At 27.3% G+C, this 18,786-nt stretch carries 17 protein-coding genes and 1 pseudogene; 14 read left to right on the top strand and 4 right to left on the bottom strand.

All coding sequences use genetic code 4. From position 1 onward, the window contains the following. Positions 1-308: 308 nt before the first annotated feature. The 4 genes from NPA07_RS02145 to NPA07_RS02130 are packed head-to-tail and all read right to left on the bottom strand — an operon-like array spanning position 309 to position 1,921. On the bottom strand, positions 309-578 hold the full coding sequence (locus NPA07_RS02145) for a hypothetical protein (RefSeq protein ID WP_256553289.1): 270 nt from the start codon (positions 576-578) through the stop codon (positions 309-311). Continuing rightward, positions 518-886, bottom strand: a complete 369-nt coding sequence (locus NPA07_RS02140) for a hypothetical protein (RefSeq protein WP_256553288.1) — start codon at positions 884-886, stop codon at positions 518-520. Before NPA07_RS02140 ends, NPA07_RS02145 begins: the two co-directional genes overlap by 61 nt. After that, positions 874-1,464, bottom strand: coding sequence for a DDE-type integrase/transposase/recombinase (locus tag NPA07_RS02135; RefSeq protein WP_256553287.1), 591 nt, complete (start codon positions 1,462-1,464; stop codon positions 874-876). Before NPA07_RS02135 ends, NPA07_RS02140 begins: the two co-directional genes overlap by 13 nt. After that, entirely contained in the window at positions 1,436-1,921 is a 486-nt protein-coding gene (locus NPA07_RS02130) for a hypothetical protein (protein WP_256553286.1), read from the bottom strand. The genes NPA07_RS02135 and NPA07_RS02130 overlap by 29 nt, the downstream gene beginning before the upstream one ends. Positions 1,922-2,086: 165 nt before the next feature. Here NPA07_RS02130 and NPA07_RS02125 point away from each other — a divergent pair, with 165 nt between their 5' ends. From NPA07_RS02125 to NPA07_RS02055, 14 genes and pseudogenes are all read left to right on the top strand, one after another. After that, positions 2,087-3,973: an alpha-amylase family glycosyl hydrolase gene (locus tag NPA07_RS02125; RefSeq protein ID WP_235659521.1), complete on the top strand. Its 1,887-nt coding sequence runs from the start codon at positions 2,087-2,089 to the stop codon at positions 3,971-3,973. 226 nt (positions 3,974-4,199) lie between these two features. Beyond that, the gene (locus NPA07_RS02120; RefSeq protein WP_126117896.1) at positions 4,200-4,661 is read left to right on the top strand and encodes a hypothetical protein; all 462 of its coding nucleotides are present in this window, start codon (positions 4,200-4,202) and stop codon (positions 4,659-4,661) included. A 20-nt stretch (positions 4,662-4,681) separates the two neighbouring features. Continuing rightward, positions 4,682-7,057 carry a type 2 periplasmic-binding domain-containing protein gene (locus tag NPA07_RS02115; RefSeq protein WP_126117897.1) on the top strand — a complete coding sequence of 792 codons (2,376 nt, stop codon included), beginning with the start codon at positions 4,682-4,684 and terminating at the stop codon, positions 7,055-7,057. Further along, positions 7,057-7,563, top strand: coding sequence for a hypothetical protein (locus NPA07_RS02110; RefSeq protein ID WP_126117898.1), 507 nt, complete (start codon positions 7,057-7,059; stop codon positions 7,561-7,563). The genes NPA07_RS02115 and NPA07_RS02110 overlap by 1 nt, the downstream gene beginning before the upstream one ends. Position 7,564: 1 nt before the next feature. Beyond that, a complete protein-coding gene (locus NPA07_RS05745; RefSeq protein WP_256553285.1) occupies positions 7,565-8,713 on the top strand; it encodes a V-type ATP synthase subunit I domain-containing protein in 1,149 nt (382 codons plus the stop codon). Between the two features lie 654 nt (positions 8,714-9,367). Then, a pseudogene (locus NPA07_RS05740) lies at positions 9,368-10,671 on the top strand (ABC transporter permease subunit); the annotation flags it as partial. A gap of 2 nt (positions 10,672-10,673) precedes the next feature. Then, entirely contained in the window at positions 10,674-11,624 is a 951-nt protein-coding gene (locus tag NPA07_RS02090; protein WP_126117899.1) for a sugar ABC transporter permease, read from the top strand. Positions 11,625-11,627: 3 nt separating this feature from the next. Further along, on the top strand, positions 11,628-12,848 hold the full coding sequence (locus NPA07_RS02085; RefSeq protein ID WP_126117900.1) for an ABC transporter ATP-binding protein: 1,221 nt from the start codon (positions 11,628-11,630) through the stop codon (positions 12,846-12,848). Beyond that, the gene (locus NPA07_RS02080; RefSeq protein WP_126117901.1) at positions 12,848-13,510 is read left to right on the top strand and encodes a hypothetical protein; all 663 of its coding nucleotides are present in this window, start codon (positions 12,848-12,850) and stop codon (positions 13,508-13,510) included. Before NPA07_RS02085 ends, NPA07_RS02080 begins: the two co-directional genes overlap by 1 nt. A 209-nt stretch (positions 13,511-13,719) precedes the next feature. After that, positions 13,720-14,385 (top strand): GntR family transcriptional regulator, encoded by a 666-nt coding sequence (locus tag NPA07_RS02075; RefSeq protein ID WP_126117902.1) that lies wholly within the window; start codon positions 13,720-13,722, stop codon positions 14,383-14,385. Positions 14,386-14,485: 100 nt separating this feature from the next. Beyond that, positions 14,486-14,608 carry a hypothetical protein gene (locus tag NPA07_RS02070; RefSeq protein WP_256553283.1) on the top strand — a complete coding sequence of 41 codons (123 nt, stop codon included), beginning with the start codon at positions 14,486-14,488 and terminating at the stop codon, positions 14,606-14,608. A 350-nt stretch (positions 14,609-14,958) separates the two neighbouring features. Beyond that, a complete protein-coding gene (locus tag NPA07_RS02065; RefSeq protein ID WP_256553282.1) occupies positions 14,959-16,266 on the top strand; it encodes an IS1634 family transposase in 1,308 nt (435 codons plus the stop codon). Continuing rightward, entirely contained in the window at positions 16,221-16,511 is a 291-nt protein-coding gene (locus tag NPA07_RS02060) for a hypothetical protein (protein ID WP_256553281.1), read from the top strand. Before NPA07_RS02065 ends, NPA07_RS02060 begins: the two co-directional genes overlap by 46 nt. Before the next feature lie 240 nt (positions 16,512-16,751). Further along, positions 16,752-18,785: an alpha-amylase family glycosyl hydrolase gene (locus NPA07_RS02055; RefSeq protein WP_126117904.1), complete on the top strand. Its 2,034-nt coding sequence runs from the start codon at positions 16,752-16,754 to the stop codon at positions 18,783-18,785. The last annotated feature ends 1 nt before the right edge of the window (position 18,786 follow it).

Below are 18,786 nucleotides of genomic sequence, written 5' to 3'. Positions count from 1 at the left end.
TGTTAAATTACATTTTTTTAAAATTTTGCATATTAAAACATACAACATCATTAAGAAGTTGCTTTTAATTAATTCATTTTGTCTTCAATCCTAAAGTTTTTTGCATAACTTTTGGGGATTGACATCATTTGTTAATTTCTTTTAAATATTCTTCAAGCAACAAATAAATTGTTGCTTGAAATAAAAAAACATATTTAATAAGTATTGAGCCGTTGGTTTTATTAAGACCTGTCGGTCTCAAGAAGCAAAACTTCTTTTGTCTTGCTAGACAGGCTTTCTTCTTTTCAAAAAGAAGAAACAAGAAAAACTTACTTAAATGATTTGAAATTAGCATTAATAAATTCCTTCATTTCTTTTGTAATATCATTTAACTTTTCAAGATTTTCACTTAATAGTTTTTTAATAAATTCAATGTCTCTATTGTTTGGGTTTGCAGAATTCTTAAATATATTTTCAAGTTTTTCAAATGTACTGGATGTTCATGTTCTATTATGAAGCATGGTTTTAATTGTAGCTCTTACACCTTGATGTTGTGGATCAAGATTTTTTGATATTGCATATACATCGATTGCGCTCAATTCGTTTCCTTTCGGTACTCTGGCTTCATATTTTCTTTTCCCTCAACAAAGAATAATTTATTTTCAGGAGTTACCATAAGTTTTGCTTCTCCACTTTCAAACATAGAAACCCTAGCGCCATTATTATCAAATGGAGCAAGATATTTGTTGTCATATCTCACAGTATGATTAACTATTTTTCTTTTAATTACAAGATTCATCTCTTCTTCAAAAATTTCAGTATTTGGCTTTCTAAAAACATTTGATTTTTTACTTACTGCTTCGGCCTTTTTAAATTGTTTGTTGTATTCATCAATTAAAAGTTCCATTTTTCCCAAAAGTCTTCAAAACAGTTGATTCCGTTTGTATGAAAGAATGTTCCTATTCATCTTTGCAATGTTCAAAATGATCTTTCAACATTTGGTTTTGCCTTTGGATTGCCGCTTGTTATAAGTTCAATTCCTCTTGCATTTAGTGCTTCTTCCATAGCTGTTCTTGTACTATCTGAACCTCAAAAAGTTCTTCTTTTATCCGTTATTATTACTTGTGGAATGCCATGTCTTTTAAATAATTGTGTTAGAAGATTTTGATATCCAATTGTTGTTTCCTCAATGTCAATTCAGATCGCTAACAAACATTTTGTTGCTGCATCAACAGCATTATAAATATGGTACTTCCTACTTTCTCCAAAAAGATGAAGTGGTGTTGCATCAATTTCAACAATTTGCCCAAAATCATAGTCAGAACTTCTATTTTGGTAAACACTTTTTAATGGATTTTTATTTAGAATTTTTTCATAAATTTTAATAAACTGTGCCTCTATTTTAGAAATATCTTGACCGTTTTCTAAAAACATTCTTCTTCTCTTAGCTCATTTTTTACTTTTCTCGTTGCATATGAACTGCAATAACCAAGTCTAAGCATTCTTTTATAAAAGGTAGTGAAAGGCAACAATTTTTTTCATCATTAGTAAGCACATTATTGTAAAAATGCGACAATGCTAAACTAAGGTCACCTTTTGATTTCTTCCCAATATGTTCCACTAATTCATAATATTTATTAGTTAAATCAATAATAACTGAATCACTTACTTTCACACCCTTAAGTTTATCTTTATTACCGTGTGACATACTGATTGCATCTTGGTTATTTGTAGATGCAACCAATATTTGATTTCTATATCTTTTAATTGTCTTTGTTGATGTTTTACAACCTAATTTTCCTAATATTTTTGATATTTCGGCATTTGGTCTATTTCAATATTGTTGAATTTTTTTAAATCTAAAAATTTTTTTATCTTCATAATCAGTTGTTTTACCTGTATCAACTGCTTGAAATCTGGTTTTAATTACAATATTTTCCATAATTTAAATTCTCCTTTTTTAAAATAATAATTGAAACCTAAAAAATGGACAAAATAAAAGATAAAAGCAGGGTGGACAAAATAAAATAAAACTATTATACAATCAAAATAATTAAACTATTTATATTATATTTAATATAATATTTCTATTAAAGAGGAAATAAAAATGAGTAAAAAAATTAGCAAAAAATTATCATATTTTTCTTTAATTGGACCGATTTTTTTAGGTCTAAGTGCAAGTTGTACAAGTGTTAAAAAAGATTATCAATTGTGAAACAATGAAAAATTTGTTGAACAAATAAAAAGAAAAAATATGAATAATTTGTCTTATGAAGATGAATTTAGAAATGCAAAATTTATTGCACCTTTTAACAAATCTATTAAGCCTTCAAATGTTATGTATCAATTAACAGTTTATTCTTTTGCAGATGGTAATAATGATGGTATTGGCGACTTTATTGGACTAAACGAAAATTTAGATTATTTTACTAATTTAGGAATCGATACTTTATATCTTTCACCAATTCATCCAGCTAGTTCATATCATGGATATGATGTCATTGATTATACTGATGTGGCGCCTGAATTAGGTGGCATGGAAGCTTTTGATCAATTCTTAATTAATGCGCATAAAAAAGGCATAAAAGTCATTATGGACTGAGTCATTAATCATACTTCTTTTGAGCATCCTTGATTCCAAGCTGGTCTTCAAAATAAAGAAGAATTTGACAAATTTTATAATTTTTACAACTTTCAATATAGCGGTGAAAAAAAATATGGTATCGATGATTCTAGTACAAGAAATTTATTTTACAATATAGATTCTAATCAAAAGCCTTCACATAAAAGATATGTTGCTGAATTCTGAGGTGGTATGCCTGATTTAAATTTAAAGAATCCTAAAACAAGAAAAGAAATTATTAATGCTATGAAATTCTGAGTTAAAAAAGGAGTAGATGGTTTTAGATTTGATGCCTTTTATTACATTATGGATTCTGAAAATAATCATGAATTTAAAGACGCTACAGGTTTAGAAAAAACTAAATTATTTAATGAACAAAGATTAGCTTTAAGAGAAGTAATAAAAGAAACAAAAGATCAAAGATCAAGTGATGATATATTTTTCTTTGGCGAATGATGAAATAATCCAAGTGAAGCTCATAAATATTTTGTAATTAATGATGCAACAAAACCTTATGAAGAAAGAATTGGTTTAAATACTGTAATTGATGGATCTCGTTTTAAAAACGGTTTCTTTATTGAAACATCAAAAAAAGATTATGAAAAAATTTTAAAAGACCATGAAGTTGAAAATCATATTAGAACATGATTGCCATTTTTAGATAACCATGATGAGGATAGATGAATTAACAAGCATTACTATAATAATCGATTTTTTGGGATTAAAACCCCTTTTCTTGAAATTAAGCAAAATGATTTTAAGGCATTAAATACAATGAGTTATGGATTAAGTAATCTATTAATTCAAAGCGGTAATCCAATTCTCTTTAATGGTAATGAATTAAATATGAGAGGCGGTCCAAAAGCACATTCCGATGCCTTTTTAAGAGAAGCTTTTAAATGAAGTAATAAAAAATACCAAGTAGATTTCTATGAAAGGCGTTCTGGCATAGAAGATAGTCATATATCTTTAAATTTATCTAAAAATGAAAACTCAGTTGAACAAGCTCAAAAGAATAAAAAATCTAATTTTAATTTAGCTAAAAAAATAATTGATTATCGTAAAGAAAATCCAGAAATGTTTGTTGAAAAAGCAAATACTTATGCTAATTTAGATGATCTCTTTAAACCTGGTTATGATTATAAAGGACTTGGATATAAATTAGTTAAAGCAAAGCAAAAAAACAATAAGTTTTTAGTTTTAGTTAATTCAATTTATGACCATACAGCTTATGGTCAAGAATGAAATTTAGTTTTTAAAAATATTCCAACTAAAATTAATGTTATTTTTTCTAATAATTCTTCAATAAACAATGAAAAAATAACTTTTAATAAGAATACTGGTTTAATGTTAGTTGAATTAACCTATTAAAAATTAAAATTTCGTATATGAGAACATTTCCACAATTAAATTATATGAATAATAGTAAATAAAATACATAAAAAACAGCAAAAAGTAACTTTTTACATTAAAATTTGCTGTTTTTTGACTTTTTTATTATCTTGACTGGCAAGGGTAATGTTCATATATTTAATCAAGAATTGCACGCTGACAAGAGCATATATTTTAATTTTAAATATAATTTAATTAGTTAATTATGCAAAAAAATAGGAGATTAGAAAACAAAAAAAGTACAAAAGTTTCATTTAAAACTAGAATGAGATGACTTTTTTTGGGCAAATGACCAAATGAAAGAAGATCATTACCTAAAATTCTTGAATACATGCTATTAGTTTTTACTCAAATCATTATTTTGATTTTAGAAATATTAATTTTGTATTTACTAGGCAAAAATAAATGAAATTTTGAAGGCAAATATTTAGAAAACATAGTTAACGAAATAAAAAGTTATACTTATAGAATTTTATTTTCAGCTGCATTACTTTCTTATATATTTGCGATATTCGTTTGCATCCATATTTACTATATTCTGGATAAAACTGAATTTTACAAATGAAGTGGAATTATTGCAACAATATTTGCCTTGACTTTTCTTAGTCCAATAGCAATTATCTTTTCAATAGTTGCTTATGAAAAAAATATAATCGTTTTTGAATAGTCAGCTAACAAGGAGAAATTATGAATAGTTTTAAGAAACTTTCTAAAAAAATAGCAATTGGTTCTGCAACCTTAGCAGCTCAAGCAGCAACATTAGCTACAATTAGTTGTGGTACTACTGAAAGTAAAACAATTTTAATTGCGGTTGATGGTGTTCAACAAAAATTCTATGACAAAGCAATTGAATTGTTTAAGAAAACAAAATCAGGCCAAAATGGCTATGAAATTAAAAAAATAGCTAAGGACGTTTGAGGTGCTTTAGATATGCCTACTGGGGCAACAGATGAAAAAATCGTACCAGACATTTTCTATGCACCACACGATAGAATTACAACCTTAGTTGCATCTAACGCAGTTGCTGATTTAGATCAATTTGCACCAGGATTATTAGATCGTATCGCTAAAAAAGTTAAAGCAACTGAAGAAGAAAAGAAACAAATTAGATCATTTGGTTCAGTAGTTGGTATAGAAAAAACTACTCAATCACCAACTGAAAAATTTTTTGGTATTAAACACAACACTGAAGGTGTTGTTATTGCTTCGACAAAATCTTTAGCAGATGTTAGAGAAGACTTAGCTAAACCTGAAAATGACACATTGCTAGAATTAGTAAAACAAGGTCGTGCATTTTTAAGATTCCAAGACTTCTGATATGGTAATGGTATTTTAGGTGCAGTAGCTCATGAATACAAAGCTGAAGACATGATGAAGAAATTACTTTTCTTAAAAGAAGGAAAAATTTCAACAGGCCTTTATGAAGAAAATCCTATCCATGTTGAATTCAAAAAAGCAGTTGATTTAATGTCAGAATTCTTCTTCCCTATATATGAAGCTGCATATATCCTAGACTCAGGAGCATATGCTTCTTCTGTGTGAGGTAAAAGAAATATTAAACAAGACGACTTAAAAGCATTATTAAACAATGACATGGGAGCTGTAAATAACAAAGTATTTGAATTAATGAAAGAAGGTAAACTAGAATATGGTTTAATTGGTACTTGAGATGTTCAAGTAGCTCAAAAATCAGGTAATGCCAAAACATTCTTTAATGCTGGTAAATTAAATGATACTTATACATACCGTCAAGCTTCTGGTTCATGATCATATTTAGTAAATGTTAGAAATAACGGTAAATCAAATGCAAGAAAAGAAGCTATTGCAGAATTTCTTGAATGTGTATTTGATTCTCAATCATTCTATGAATACTTCAAGAGTGATTCAAAAGTTCCATTTGTTGTAGACTTACAAAAAGAATTAAAAACAAAAGATGATCAAGATTCAGCTGCTCAAAATACAAAATTACAAGAATTAATGAACAAATTGAAATATACAGATGTTGCTGAATTTAATAAAGATTATGATTCATCAATTCAAGAAATTAATAATTTATCTAATGCAGGTGATTCTCCAAGCGCAAGTACTTGAGAAAATAAAACAACCGATGAACCACTTGCAGATTCAAATATGTATGGAGCTGATAAGTTACCTGTCCATTCTTTATTAGACCAGGTATTAGAATCTAAATTAGGAATGAATTTCAAAGATATTCGTGATAAATATACTGAAAAAGGTACCGGATTACGCAATGCATTAGCAGCAATTTTAGGTTTGGAAAAACTTTCAGATTTAGAAGCCAATGGTCAAAGTTGACAAGTAGCTTTCACAAAATTAAACGAAGCAAATGTTTCAAACGAATTATTTGCAAATGCAAAACAAGGCGATAATGCATTTCATATTAGAAAGCTTGAAAAAATCATTTTTGGTGCTGATGGTGACAGCGCTGATGAATACAAAGCTGTTATCGAAGAATTCAAAACAGCATTAAAAGAAAACAAATTGCAAGATTTAATCAATAAAAAAATTGTTGAAGCTAAAAAAGTCTCACAGCTTTTAACTAAAAAAGCAGTAACTGATGAAGTTATTACAAAAGCAGTTAAAGCATACCTTTACGCAAGATACATTAACCAAGCTGAAGTTAGAAATCTTGGTGACAAATTAACTAAAGAATTTGAATTCCCAGCAAAAGATAAAAGCACTAAAGTGCCAGCCACTGAAGTTATTGAAATTGTTGAACAATATAGAAAAAATCAAGCAATTGACTTAATTTATCAAACATTATCTTCAACTAAATCATTAGCTGATGGCGGATTGAATGTAATTCAATACCAACCGGGACGTATTGACCAATCAAATCCTCAATTTGGTAATGTTGCATGACAATCATGAAATGATGCTGTATTTGGAAATAAATTATTATATTCTGAAATTTCATCAAAAACTAAAACACTTGATGCATTCCAAAAAGTAATGTATGAAAAATTAACAGCAATTTACAAAGAAAAAATTGACACAATTAATAGTTCACCCGAATCAACAGCTGTTATTAAATTTGAATAATGAATCAAAGTCCATACATTAAACCCAAATTAAAAATAGACAAATTTAGTTTTTACTTTTTAGTTTCTTGTTTAGCAGTAATTACAGCGTTAATGATTTTTTGAGCCTTAATTCCTTTTGTTTATGGTTCTAAATTTATAGAATCAAGTCTTAGCGATGAAGAAAAAGCACAAATTGCTAAACAGGTGGCAATAACTAAAATTGTTTCCTATATTGCAAACTCATTAGCCTTAATTTGCTTTCTAATTTACATTGTTCTATTAAGGCATAAATTAAAAGCAGGATATGGGTTTTTCATTATATGAATTTTAGTATTTGCTCTTTTAGGGGCTTTGCCTTGATTTAGAGGCACTAAAGTTTTATTAAAACAAGAAATTATTGTAGGTGTATTTATTACAATCTTTTGTGTGATAATACTTTCTTATCTAATTTTTTTAGCAGTAAAATTGCATTTAGCTCGAAGAATGCACCATTATGAATGGTACACAATGAATAAAGGACATTAATATGGAAAAATTAAAACTTTTTAACTGATATGGAGAAGAATTTGACACAATTCTTCCTGAAGAACAAGATACCTTAAAAGCCTATAAACATCATGTTAGAAATGTTGTTAATCGGCGTATCGATAAAATTAATTCACAAAAGAAGATTAACAAAAATTTATTTTTACGAGCTAGAACCAAATTGCAAGATAATCTAAAAAGAGAACTTTCGAGTTTGTATGCATCTTATTCAAATAAGATTAAAGCTATTAAAGATGCTATTAAAAAGATATCATTTGCTAATAGCACAATCTCATTGATTAAGTATGAAATTAAAGCATTAATAAAAGAGAAAAAAGCTCTTAAAAAATATGTACTAGAATTTCAGAAATCACTAAGACTAACAGCTGACACTGATGAAAAGAAGACTGAATTGTTAGAAGAATTAAAGCAAAAAACAATTAAAGAAGAAAATGAAATTCTTTCTAAATATGCATTATTCAATATAACTCTAAAATATCTTAAACATAATCCAGATCTAGATTTTGACATCGATAAAATTAAAAACCATTTACATGAACAAGAACTAAAAGTATTAAATACATTAGAAGATCCAAAATCTTATTTCCAAAACTTTTATCAAAAATTAGAAAATCGTCGTTTAAAATTAATTGAAAAACGTAATTCACTAAACCACAAATATCAAAATAATAAATCTATTGAATTAAAGATTTATAAAGCAAACAAATACAACATTAAATTAGAAACAAACCAAAAAATCCTTGCTTTAGAATATAAGTATAATCATAAAGCAGAATTACAAAAACAAGAAGTAAAAGCATATAAAAAAGAAGCATATGCTAAAATCGAAGAACACAAAAATAAAATCAAACGTGTTGAAAAAGACAATATTGAAAAGATTAAAAAAATAAAGCAAAATGGTAATTCAAAAATTAAAATTATAAATCAAAATTTCAGGCAACAACTAAAGAAAATTGATGATTTAGTTGCTACTAGAAATTACCAACAATATTTAGAATTTTTAGCTAAAAATAATTTTATAAATTCTAATATTGAAGAATCTAAAAAAATTACCAAAAATCTGTTTTACAGTCATTTAAGAAAAGTGGACAACTTGTTTATAATGACAAAAAACATCTGCTTTAATTAAAATATTTAAAAATTATTCTTTGGATTTTTTAACACAAAGAGCCTTAAAAAAGAATTTGAATGATTGCTTAAATCTGAACTTTATTTTAAAGAATCATCAATTTATGAAAAATATTCTTATGAAGGAAATTATAAAAAAGAATTAGCTTTAGCCTTAAAAGAAAGAGCAATAAATGCAGAGCAAGTAAGACTAAAATTCTTATATGAAAAAGCTTTAGCTATTTATGAAACAAAACTAAATTCCTTAAATCTTAGTTCAGATGAAAATCCTAACATTTTAAAAGAACAAGTTAGAAACAAAAAACAATACCAAAGCGAAAAAGAATTAGTTTCTAACAAGAAAAAAGAACTTTATAATCAATATCTTGAAACAGTTAAGCAAACAGCTTTAAGATATAAAAATAAGGAAATATCAAGACAAGCTTTTAAACATAGCAAAATGGAAGCGAAGATTGATTACAATGAAAAAAGATATGAATTAAAACTTCAAACTAACAGTCTTAAAAATAAAGAAATCTTATCATCTTGATTCTTTAGAAGACAGGCTGAAATGAGAGTTGTTTCAAAAATTTATGAAAGTAAAGTTAATGAGGCTGTCAAAACTGTGCCAATTGAATGTACACGTAATATCAAATGATTAGCAGCAATAATTAGTTTTATTTTTCCTGGACTTTCAGAATTAATATTCTTTAAACAAAAAGCTAAAGGAATATTTTTACTTATAGTAACAACGTTATTGTATGCTATCTTTATTCCTTTTAGCTTTGGAGCTTATACTACTGGTACTGATGGTATGGAAGGGATTCTGAGTTTTATTGACTTAGGAGCACGGCACTTCAATTCCAGCATGGGTATCTTTAGAGATGCTCGGCGTTACCTTTTTGGTGGTGTCATATCTGTTATTATCTTAACAATAGTGTTAATTTACTTTATTGTTTGTTCAATTATTGCATTTAGAACAGCTAAATTAATGGAAGAAGGGTCACGACCAAGTAAATGATCATATACAAAAAGATGATTAAATACAAGCGGTTTCCCTTGAATGATTTCAATTACAGGTTGAATCTTAATGTTATTTATTGTTCTAGCTCCTATTATTACTTCAGTTCTAATTTCATTTACTGACTATGGATACATGCACCAAGCTCCTACTCAACCAGTTCACTGAGTTGTTTGAAACAATGAGGACTTTGATGAATTTATCGTAATAATGGAATTTTAACAGCTCTTGAAAGAATTATTGGCTGAACATTTATTTGAACAATTGCTTCAACTCTTTGTCCTATTTCACTCGGTATTATTTTAGCGATATTAGCGAATAATAATCGTCTTAAAGGAAGAAAATTCTTTAGATTAATCTTTATTATTCCTTGAGCAATTCCAGCTTTCGTTATGTTGTACTTCTTAAGAAGTGCCTTTGTTAATGGAACAACAGGTTATATTAATATGATTCTATTAAAACTGCATTTTATTAATAGACCAATTGAATGACTTAACAACATAACCTCAGCTCGGGCTGTCTTAATTGTTGTTCAAACCTGAATAGCTTATGCCTTTATCTTTATGTTAGTTACTGGTAACTTACAAGCTATTCCAAAAGATATTTATGAAGCCGCTTCTATTGATGGAGCTAAAAACTATCATAAATTCTTTAAATTAACGCTACCTTCTTTACTATTGGCAATTGCCCCAATGTTAATTGGCCAATTTGTTGGAGCATTTAACAACTTCACAACTATTAGTATCTTTAGTGGTGGGGGCCCTGCGTTTGCTAAACAAACCGCTTATCAAGAAGGTGCTACTGATATTCTAATTTCATTTATCTATAAACTAGCCACTGGTGCAGTAAAAATTGAATCTGATCAAGCCTTTGCAGCAGCCTTAACAACTCTTGCAGCTCTATTAAGTATCGCTGTAGCAGCCAGAGGATTCATTAAATCTATGACAAGGAGGGATTAATTATGAATAGTGAAAACAAAATCTACGATTCAATTGTTGATAACATTTCAACTAAAAAAGTTATTAACAAAAAAGTTCGTATCAACTATAACTTATCAGATACAAAACCTCCAACACCAATTGAAATAGTTTGATTGTTCTTTAATTACTTAATCTTAATTTGCTGATCTTTAATTGTGCTTTTCCCTGTGGTTTCATTAATTGTGGCCTCACTGAATGTTAACAACCAACGGGTTGTAGCCATAACGCCTTTTAAATTTGGTTTTGATAACTTTACTTATTTATTCACAAGTGAACGGAGCTACTTTTTAAGATGATATGGTAATACATTATTATTAGCATTCTTAACTATGGTTATCTCAACTACTTGTGTTGCATTGAATGCTTATGCTTATTCAAGATTTAAATTTGCTGGTTCAAAACACTCATTAACTATTATTATGATGTTGCAAATGATTCCTGCTACTTCATCTCTTATTTGTCTTTACATTATTGTGCGGATGGGAAATGATTTAGGAATTAACTCAATATTAATGCTGGTTATTATTTATTCCGGTGGAGCTATATCTTCAAATACCTTTATGTTGAAAAGTTATTTAGATACGGTTTCAAGGGAATTAGATGATTCAGCTAGAGTTGATGGATGTTCTAACTGAGGATTATTCTTCAAAATACTTCTACCAGTTATTATGCCTACTTTAATTATGACTGCTCTATGATCATTCTTAACTCCATTTACGGATGTTATCTTGCCGAAATTTGTTTTAATAAGTAATGAGGAAAAAACTTTAGCTGTTGGATTAGATATTTTCCTTAATGCTGAAGAAAAACATAAAAATGCTGGTGCTTATGCAGCTGGCTCAATACTAGCTTCTCTTCCTGCCTTTTGTCTATTCATGTATTTACAAAAATACATTGTTGGTGGCTTATCTGAAGGAGCTGTGAAAGGATAAAATATGTGATTTAAAAAGAAAAATAAAGACTTGAATAATACTCAAAATCAAAATGAAGATTTTGACGATTTATCCTTTGAAACAATTGATTTGGACAAAATGCTAGATGAAATCGGTGAGCTTAGAAATACTGAAAAAGGAGCTCATATTGAACTAAAAGGATTATCTAAAAAATATGAAGGTAATGAAAATTACACACTTGAAAATATTAATTTAGATATTAAACCAGGAAAATTCTGCATCTTTTTAGGACCTAGTGGTTGTGGTAAAACTACACTACTTAGAATGATTGCAGGATTAAACTCAATTACAAAAGGTGACTTATTATTCAATGGTAAAAGATACAACAACCTTTTACCTAGTGAAAGAAATATTGCAATGGTGTTCCAATCATATGCATTATATCCTCACATGAACGTTTACAATAACATTGCTTTTGGTTTAAAAATAGCCAAAGAAAGAAAAGACGTTATTGATAGACGTGTTAAAGATGTTGCTAAAATTCTAAAAATAGAAGATTACTTATACAGAAAACCACGGGACTTATCCGGTGGTCAAAGACAACGTGTGGCAATAGGTCGTGCTATTGCTCGTAAGCCTCAAGTGTTCTTAATGGACGAACCTCTTTCTAACCTTGATGCAAAACTTCGTGAAAGTATGCGTCGTGAAATTGTTAATATTCATAGAATGCTTGGGGCAACCAGTATCTATGTAACTCATGACCAACTTGAGGCTATGACAATGGGAGATCAAATTGTTGTCTTCAATGATGGCTCAATTCAACAAAATGGTACTGGTCGTGACTTATACTTTAAACCTGCTAATGTCTTTGTAGCTCGCTTTATTGGCTCTCCAACTATGAACGTTTTCAAAGCAACATGTGAAAACGGCACAATAGTTAGTGCTCAAAAAGATATTAAAATTAAAGCTCCAAAAGAATATTTGGAACAATTAAAAGACAAAAAATTAAAAATTGGTTTTAGAAGTGAAGACATTAGAATTCATATCTCTAAAGTGCCAAACTCAATTCATACAACTATTAAAAATATTGAATTAATTGGTAAAGAACAACTTGTAACTGTTAAATTGGATAATGACGATATTGAACTTACAATTACAGCAAGTAATACAGATACTTATGAGCTTTATTCAAAAGTTTACATTGAATTTTATGAACCTAGAATTCATATCTTCGATGCAGAAACAACAAAACGGATTAATTAATGTTCAAAGTTGATCAAAAATTAAAAAAATCTAAAAAAAATTATTTAGCTCGTAAATCTTTATTAGTATTATCAATTATTATTTCAATAGCTGCAATAGCAATATTGTTCGCTTTTCTCTTCTTATTCTTAAAAAGAATAGATGAAGAATTAAATTGACTTCGAGATGTAGATCCTGCTGCTATCAATTCAACTAAAGAAAGGATTTACAATAGTTCTTTTGCAAACTCTCCTTCTTATGGTCTTAAAAATTTCCTTCCTGCATTAATAATAATTAATATAAATATTCTCTTCATATCTTTAATCATTAATTGTATTGCAGTAATTCGACTTTTCTCAAATAAAAGTAATGCAGATAAATACTTTATTTATCTTATATTTCTCCAATTAACCTCTTTTTGTTTATTCTTTTTTGTGATCTCACTAAGCCCTAATAAACTTAACAAAGTTATTGACTTTAAGGAATTAAATGGTTCAAAATATGCTATTTATCTATTTTTAGATAAAATGAAAATTACTTATGCATGAATCGGAATGTTCATTATACTAACAAACTTTATTTTGTTAATTGTTGCTAAAACAAAATATGGATATGTCAAAAATGACCAAATTATTGCTAAAAGCAAAATTTATACTAAGGACTTAGAAAAACAATTAATATAATGATTAAAAAGGTGCTTCGGCATCTTTTTTTGATATATTGAGATTTTCTGAAGTGAACCCCTAATGTTGTACAAAAGAACTTTGGGGGTTTTTATATGAAATTAGATAAAAGTATTAAGAAAAAATGGAAAAATATGCTTGTGGAATTTATAAATTAACAAAAAAGCTTTATTTTTTTAAAATTTAAAGGTGTGTATAATATTTATATTATGGATTTACAAGAAAAGAAGAAAACACAAGTGATCATTGATTATTTAATTGATTTGATTAAAACTCAAAAAGTACCAACAAACAAAATTTTACCAAGTGAGCATTCCTTAATGATGCATTTTGATTGTTCAAGAAGTATTGTTGTTAAAGCATATCAAAAATTAGAAGCATTAGGAGCTATCTATTCAATTTCAAAAAGAGGACATTTTGTTGCTGAAAACTTTCACAACTTAATTAAACCAATTAGTTATCTTTTAGGAGTAACAGCACAAGAAGGTAAAGAAATAAAAAGCAAAGAATTGGCTCAATGAATGGTAGACAAAAGAATTCTCTTTGTTCAAGGTTTTAGAACTTTTGAAAAAACTTATTATAAAGATAAAGATGTTTTAGCAACTTCTGAAATTTATGTAAGCTGTAAAAATATTGAAGTTGATGAAGAAATTAATTTTAATAAATCTTTAACTGACTTATTAATTGAACGTGGTGGTTTAAATAATATGGTTTATTCATTAGCATATGAAAATGTTAAAAAATTTGGATATGAAAGCTTGGTAGTTGTTTCATTTTTTGGCTATGATGAAGACAGTATTTGTATAGCTGGAAAGTATTATATCAATCCAAAATACTTTAGATTTTTCCATCAAGAATTTTCGCTAAAATCATAATTATCAATTTGTAAAATATTAAATGAAGCACTTGTAAAAAAGTGCTTCTTGAAGTGAACCCTCTAAATTGTACAAAGAAACTTTTTTTTGGGGGGTTATTATGAAATTAGATAAGAATATTAAGAAAAGAATTGTTAATCTTTATAAAAAAGGAATCATAAGAAGTCAAATATCATTAACACTAGAGGTCTCTGAAAGTGCAATGCATAATGTCATCACTTAACTTTGACATTTTTTTGTAATATTTTTACCAATTTACCTATAAATAAGCAAGATAAAAAAATTTTCACTTTTTTAAAAATGTGTTACCATTATAATACCATTTATGGTATAATTTATATATGTTTGTTAAAATTTCAAAAATAAATGGCATAGAATATGTCAAAATAGCCCGCAGTGTTAGGGATAAGGAAACAAAAAGGTTAAACAAGTTATTGTTAAAAGACTTGGTAAACTTGAGGATTTACTAAAAGAAGATCCAAACTACATTCAAAATCTAAAAAATATTATTCAGAACTCTCAAAACAAGAAAGTCAAAGAAAAATCGAACTAGCAAAATTTGGTGAAATATTTATGAATTTTATTGAGGAAGATTCAGATGAGATTAACTATACAGAATTAACAAAAGTTAAGCGTTTTGATGAACTAGAAAATGAAAATCTTTTCGACATAGAGAAGATTAAAGAGCAATTTAGTAATTCGTCAACCGAATTTGAATTTTTCAATTATGGTAATTTAGTTTACAAAATAATTTATGAAAAATTAAAACTAGATAAACTAATGAATTCAATAAAATCAACAACTCAAATTAAATATGATTTCAATAATACTGTTCAAAATCTTACCTATATGAGAATCCTAAATCCTTGTTCAAAATTAAGAACTTATAATGAATATGAAAATCATTTTTTGCAAAATGATGATACATTAAAATCTCACTATCGTTCACTTGAAATATTAGGCGAAAAAAGACTTGATATTATCAAGCATATAAACAATGTTTTAAACAAGATAACAAATAGAAAAATAAATAAAGCATTTTACGATGTTACAACTGTATATTTTAAAAGTTTTACTGCTGATGACTTAAGGTTGCATGGTTTTTCAAAAGACCAAAAAGTTAACGAAGTTCAGGTTGTTTTAGGTCTAATGACAGATGCTAATGGATTACCAATAAGCTATAAATTATTTCCAGGGAATACAAGTGATTTTAAAACTTTTGTTCCTTTTATACAGGAAGTTAAGGAAAATTTAGGTATTGAAGATATTACAATAGTTGCAGACAGATGATTAAATTCAGGTCCAAATTTGCTTGAAATAATTAACTCAGGTTACAAGTTTATAATAGCTCAAAAAATTAGAGATGCCAAGAATAAAGTTAATGGAATTCTAGACCTTGAAACATATGAAAAAATGGGTGAAGAATTCTTTGTGAATGATGAAAAAATGGTTAAATTTGTGCCAGATAACGACAAGATTAAACAAGAAATTCCAGGGAAATTAGTATTAACTTATTCAGAAAAAAGACAAAAAAGACAGATATGACAGAGAAAGATTAGTTGAAAAAGCAAAAAATTAATCAAGAATAGCCAGTCAATTGCAAGGTCTGAATTGCAAAAAGGTGGCAAGAAATATCTTGATTATGATGTTAATAAGATTACACTAAAAGAACAAAAAATTGAAGATGATGCAAAATGAGATGGCTTTTATGGTATATTCACAAACAACTTTGAGATGACAAATGAAGAGGTTTTGTATACCTACAGAAAACTTTGACAAATTGAAGAATCGTTCAGAATATTAAAGACAACATTTGAAGTTAGACCGATTTATCTTTGAAAAAAGAAAGTATTGAAGGACATTTTGCGTTGTGTTATTTAGCATTAGCAATTCATAGATTATTAGAATTCTCACTTGAGTCAGTTATACATCCTTTTAAGTTTACTACAGACAATATTGTTAGTGCATTAAGGAAACTTTGACTAGTTGCTTTTAAGGATGCAAATAGTTCAAATAAGTACTTTTTAAGGTTAAAAGAACCAGTTATTTATAAGTGTTTAAGGCAAGTTTTAGGTATAAAAAGAATTCCGAAATGAGGAAACACAAAAGAACTTAAACTATGGTAACACAAAATTGATAGATTAAAAGTTTACTAATACAGCTTTTTTGTAGGTGTATTAGTAAATTTTTTTGATAGAAAATGTCAAAGTTAAGAAAATAATTAAATATTTTATAATTTTTTTGTACAACTTCAGAAGTTCACATCATTTATTTATACTTTTTTATATTGACTTTTACACTTGATACATCAAGATTATTATGCATTTTGAAACATTATTTTAAAATGATTTTAAAATTTAATTATTATGAATATAAAAGGACAAACTGAAGAATTTTTTAAGGATTTTGATGCTAAATATGCCTATAAAAAAGCTGATTTAGGAACAAAATTCCATAAAAATCATATCGAAATAAAGCTTTGACAACCTTTGGCTTTAGATGTAAAACTATTAATTTTTCAAAATTATTCAGATAATAAAGAAACAATTACTTATTCTATGGAAAAAGAAGAAACTGTTTGAGTTTCAAAAATTGACAAAAAATATGAAGGAAAATTTTATCAATTTTTAATTACTCATCCAGATAATTCTAAAACTATTGCACTAGATCCTTATGCTTATTCCTTAGCTCCTTTTGACTGAGAAGCTAAAGAAGATAAAATTGCAAAAGGTGCAATAGTTAATCTAAATAATAAATCAAGATGTGGCATAATAAAACACCCTCTTAAAAGTGAATTTAATTGTCAAGTAGATCCTATCATTTACGAGCTTCACATTCGCGATTTTACCAGTTTAAAGAACGCTAAAGAAAAAGAAAAATTAGGTACTTTTGATGCAGCATTAAAACATGATATTTTTAAATATTTAAAAAATTTAAATATAACTCATGTGCAACTTTTACCAATTCATTCAACTTATTCTTTAAATGAAAGAAATATAAAAATGCTTAAAAAAGGAGATGGTAAAGGTTGAGCTACTAATTACAATTGAGGATATGATCCTTTAAATTACTTTAGTATCAATGGTTCTTATTCAACTAATCCAAATGATCCTTATAATAGAATCAAAGAATTTAAAAGGTTTGTAGATAAAGCACACCAAAGTAAAATTGGAGTTATTTTAGATGTAGTTTATAACCACATGATGACAAATTCAATTTATGATAATATTCTGCCAGGTTACTATTATCGAGATAACGCTAAAGTAAAACCTGTTATTTATCCACCTTTAGCAAGTCAAAGATATATGGTTAGGAAACTAATTTATGAATCACTAAAACATTTTGTTGAATATTATGATGTTGATGGTTTTCGTTTTGATTTATCAAGTTTTATTGATAAAGATACATTTGATTACTGCTTTGAAAACTTAAGAAAAATAAAACCTAATTTAGTAATCCATGGAGAAGCTTGACAATTTAGTGATTTAGATTTCAAAGATTCTTATGTTAAAGGAATTAATGATAATAATCATTCATTTGGCTACTTTAATGATTCACTTAGATCAATAATCACTTGAGATGAATTTGAAGTTGGACCAGGATTAATTACTAAAGTAAATAATGAAAAGGCTGCCAAATATCGTTCATGTGTAGTAGGCAATATTAATAATTACAAATGACCTAGTTATGATTTTGAGTATTCAAAAAATCCAAATGATTTATTTACTAAACATGTTGGAAATAACTTAGCTTATGTTGCTTGTCATGATGGCGGAACATTATGAGATCGTATTATTACAGAGTCCTTAAATAAAGATATGAAAATGAAAGATTTATTAGATCAATATCGCCAAGCTTTGATTTTACAAATCACAACACAAGGACGTCAATTCTTTTTAGCAGGTACTGAGCTAGCTCAAAGTAAGCCTGCAGATAAAAGTGGTCAAGATTTTCATAAGTCATTTTATTCATATGTCAAAGATTATTTTGAATTAAATCCAGATGAAAATAAATTCCATTTTAATTCTTATAAAACTACAGATTATACTAATGGATTAAAATGAAATAATTTAGAAAATCCTTTAATTAAAAAAGAACTTTATCTTTGATTTATCAGGCTCTTGAAGTTTAGACAAAGTACTAAATATTTTAGACTAAATTCAAGCGATGAAATTAATAAATACTTGAAATTTAATTGTGAAATTAAAGATCAAAATGTTGTCGATTATTCAATTAAATTAAACGAAAATGAAGAAGTAAGAGTTATTCACAATTTTAACCAATATAACTATAAAACAATTGATTTAAAAAAATACAAAGCTTTATTTTGCTCAAAAATAGGTATCTTTAATATCAAAGAAATATTAGGGCATTGTTCATATATATTAATTAAAAAATAGG

It is taken from the genome of Mycoplasmopsis caviae (assembly GCF_024498215.1).
GTDB lineage: Bacteria > Bacillota_I > Bacilli_A > Mycoplasmatales > Metamycoplasmataceae > Mycoplasmopsis > Mycoplasmopsis caviae.
Note: the sequence above shows the minus strand (reverse complement) of the source record. Positions and strands in the feature narration are given on the sequence as shown.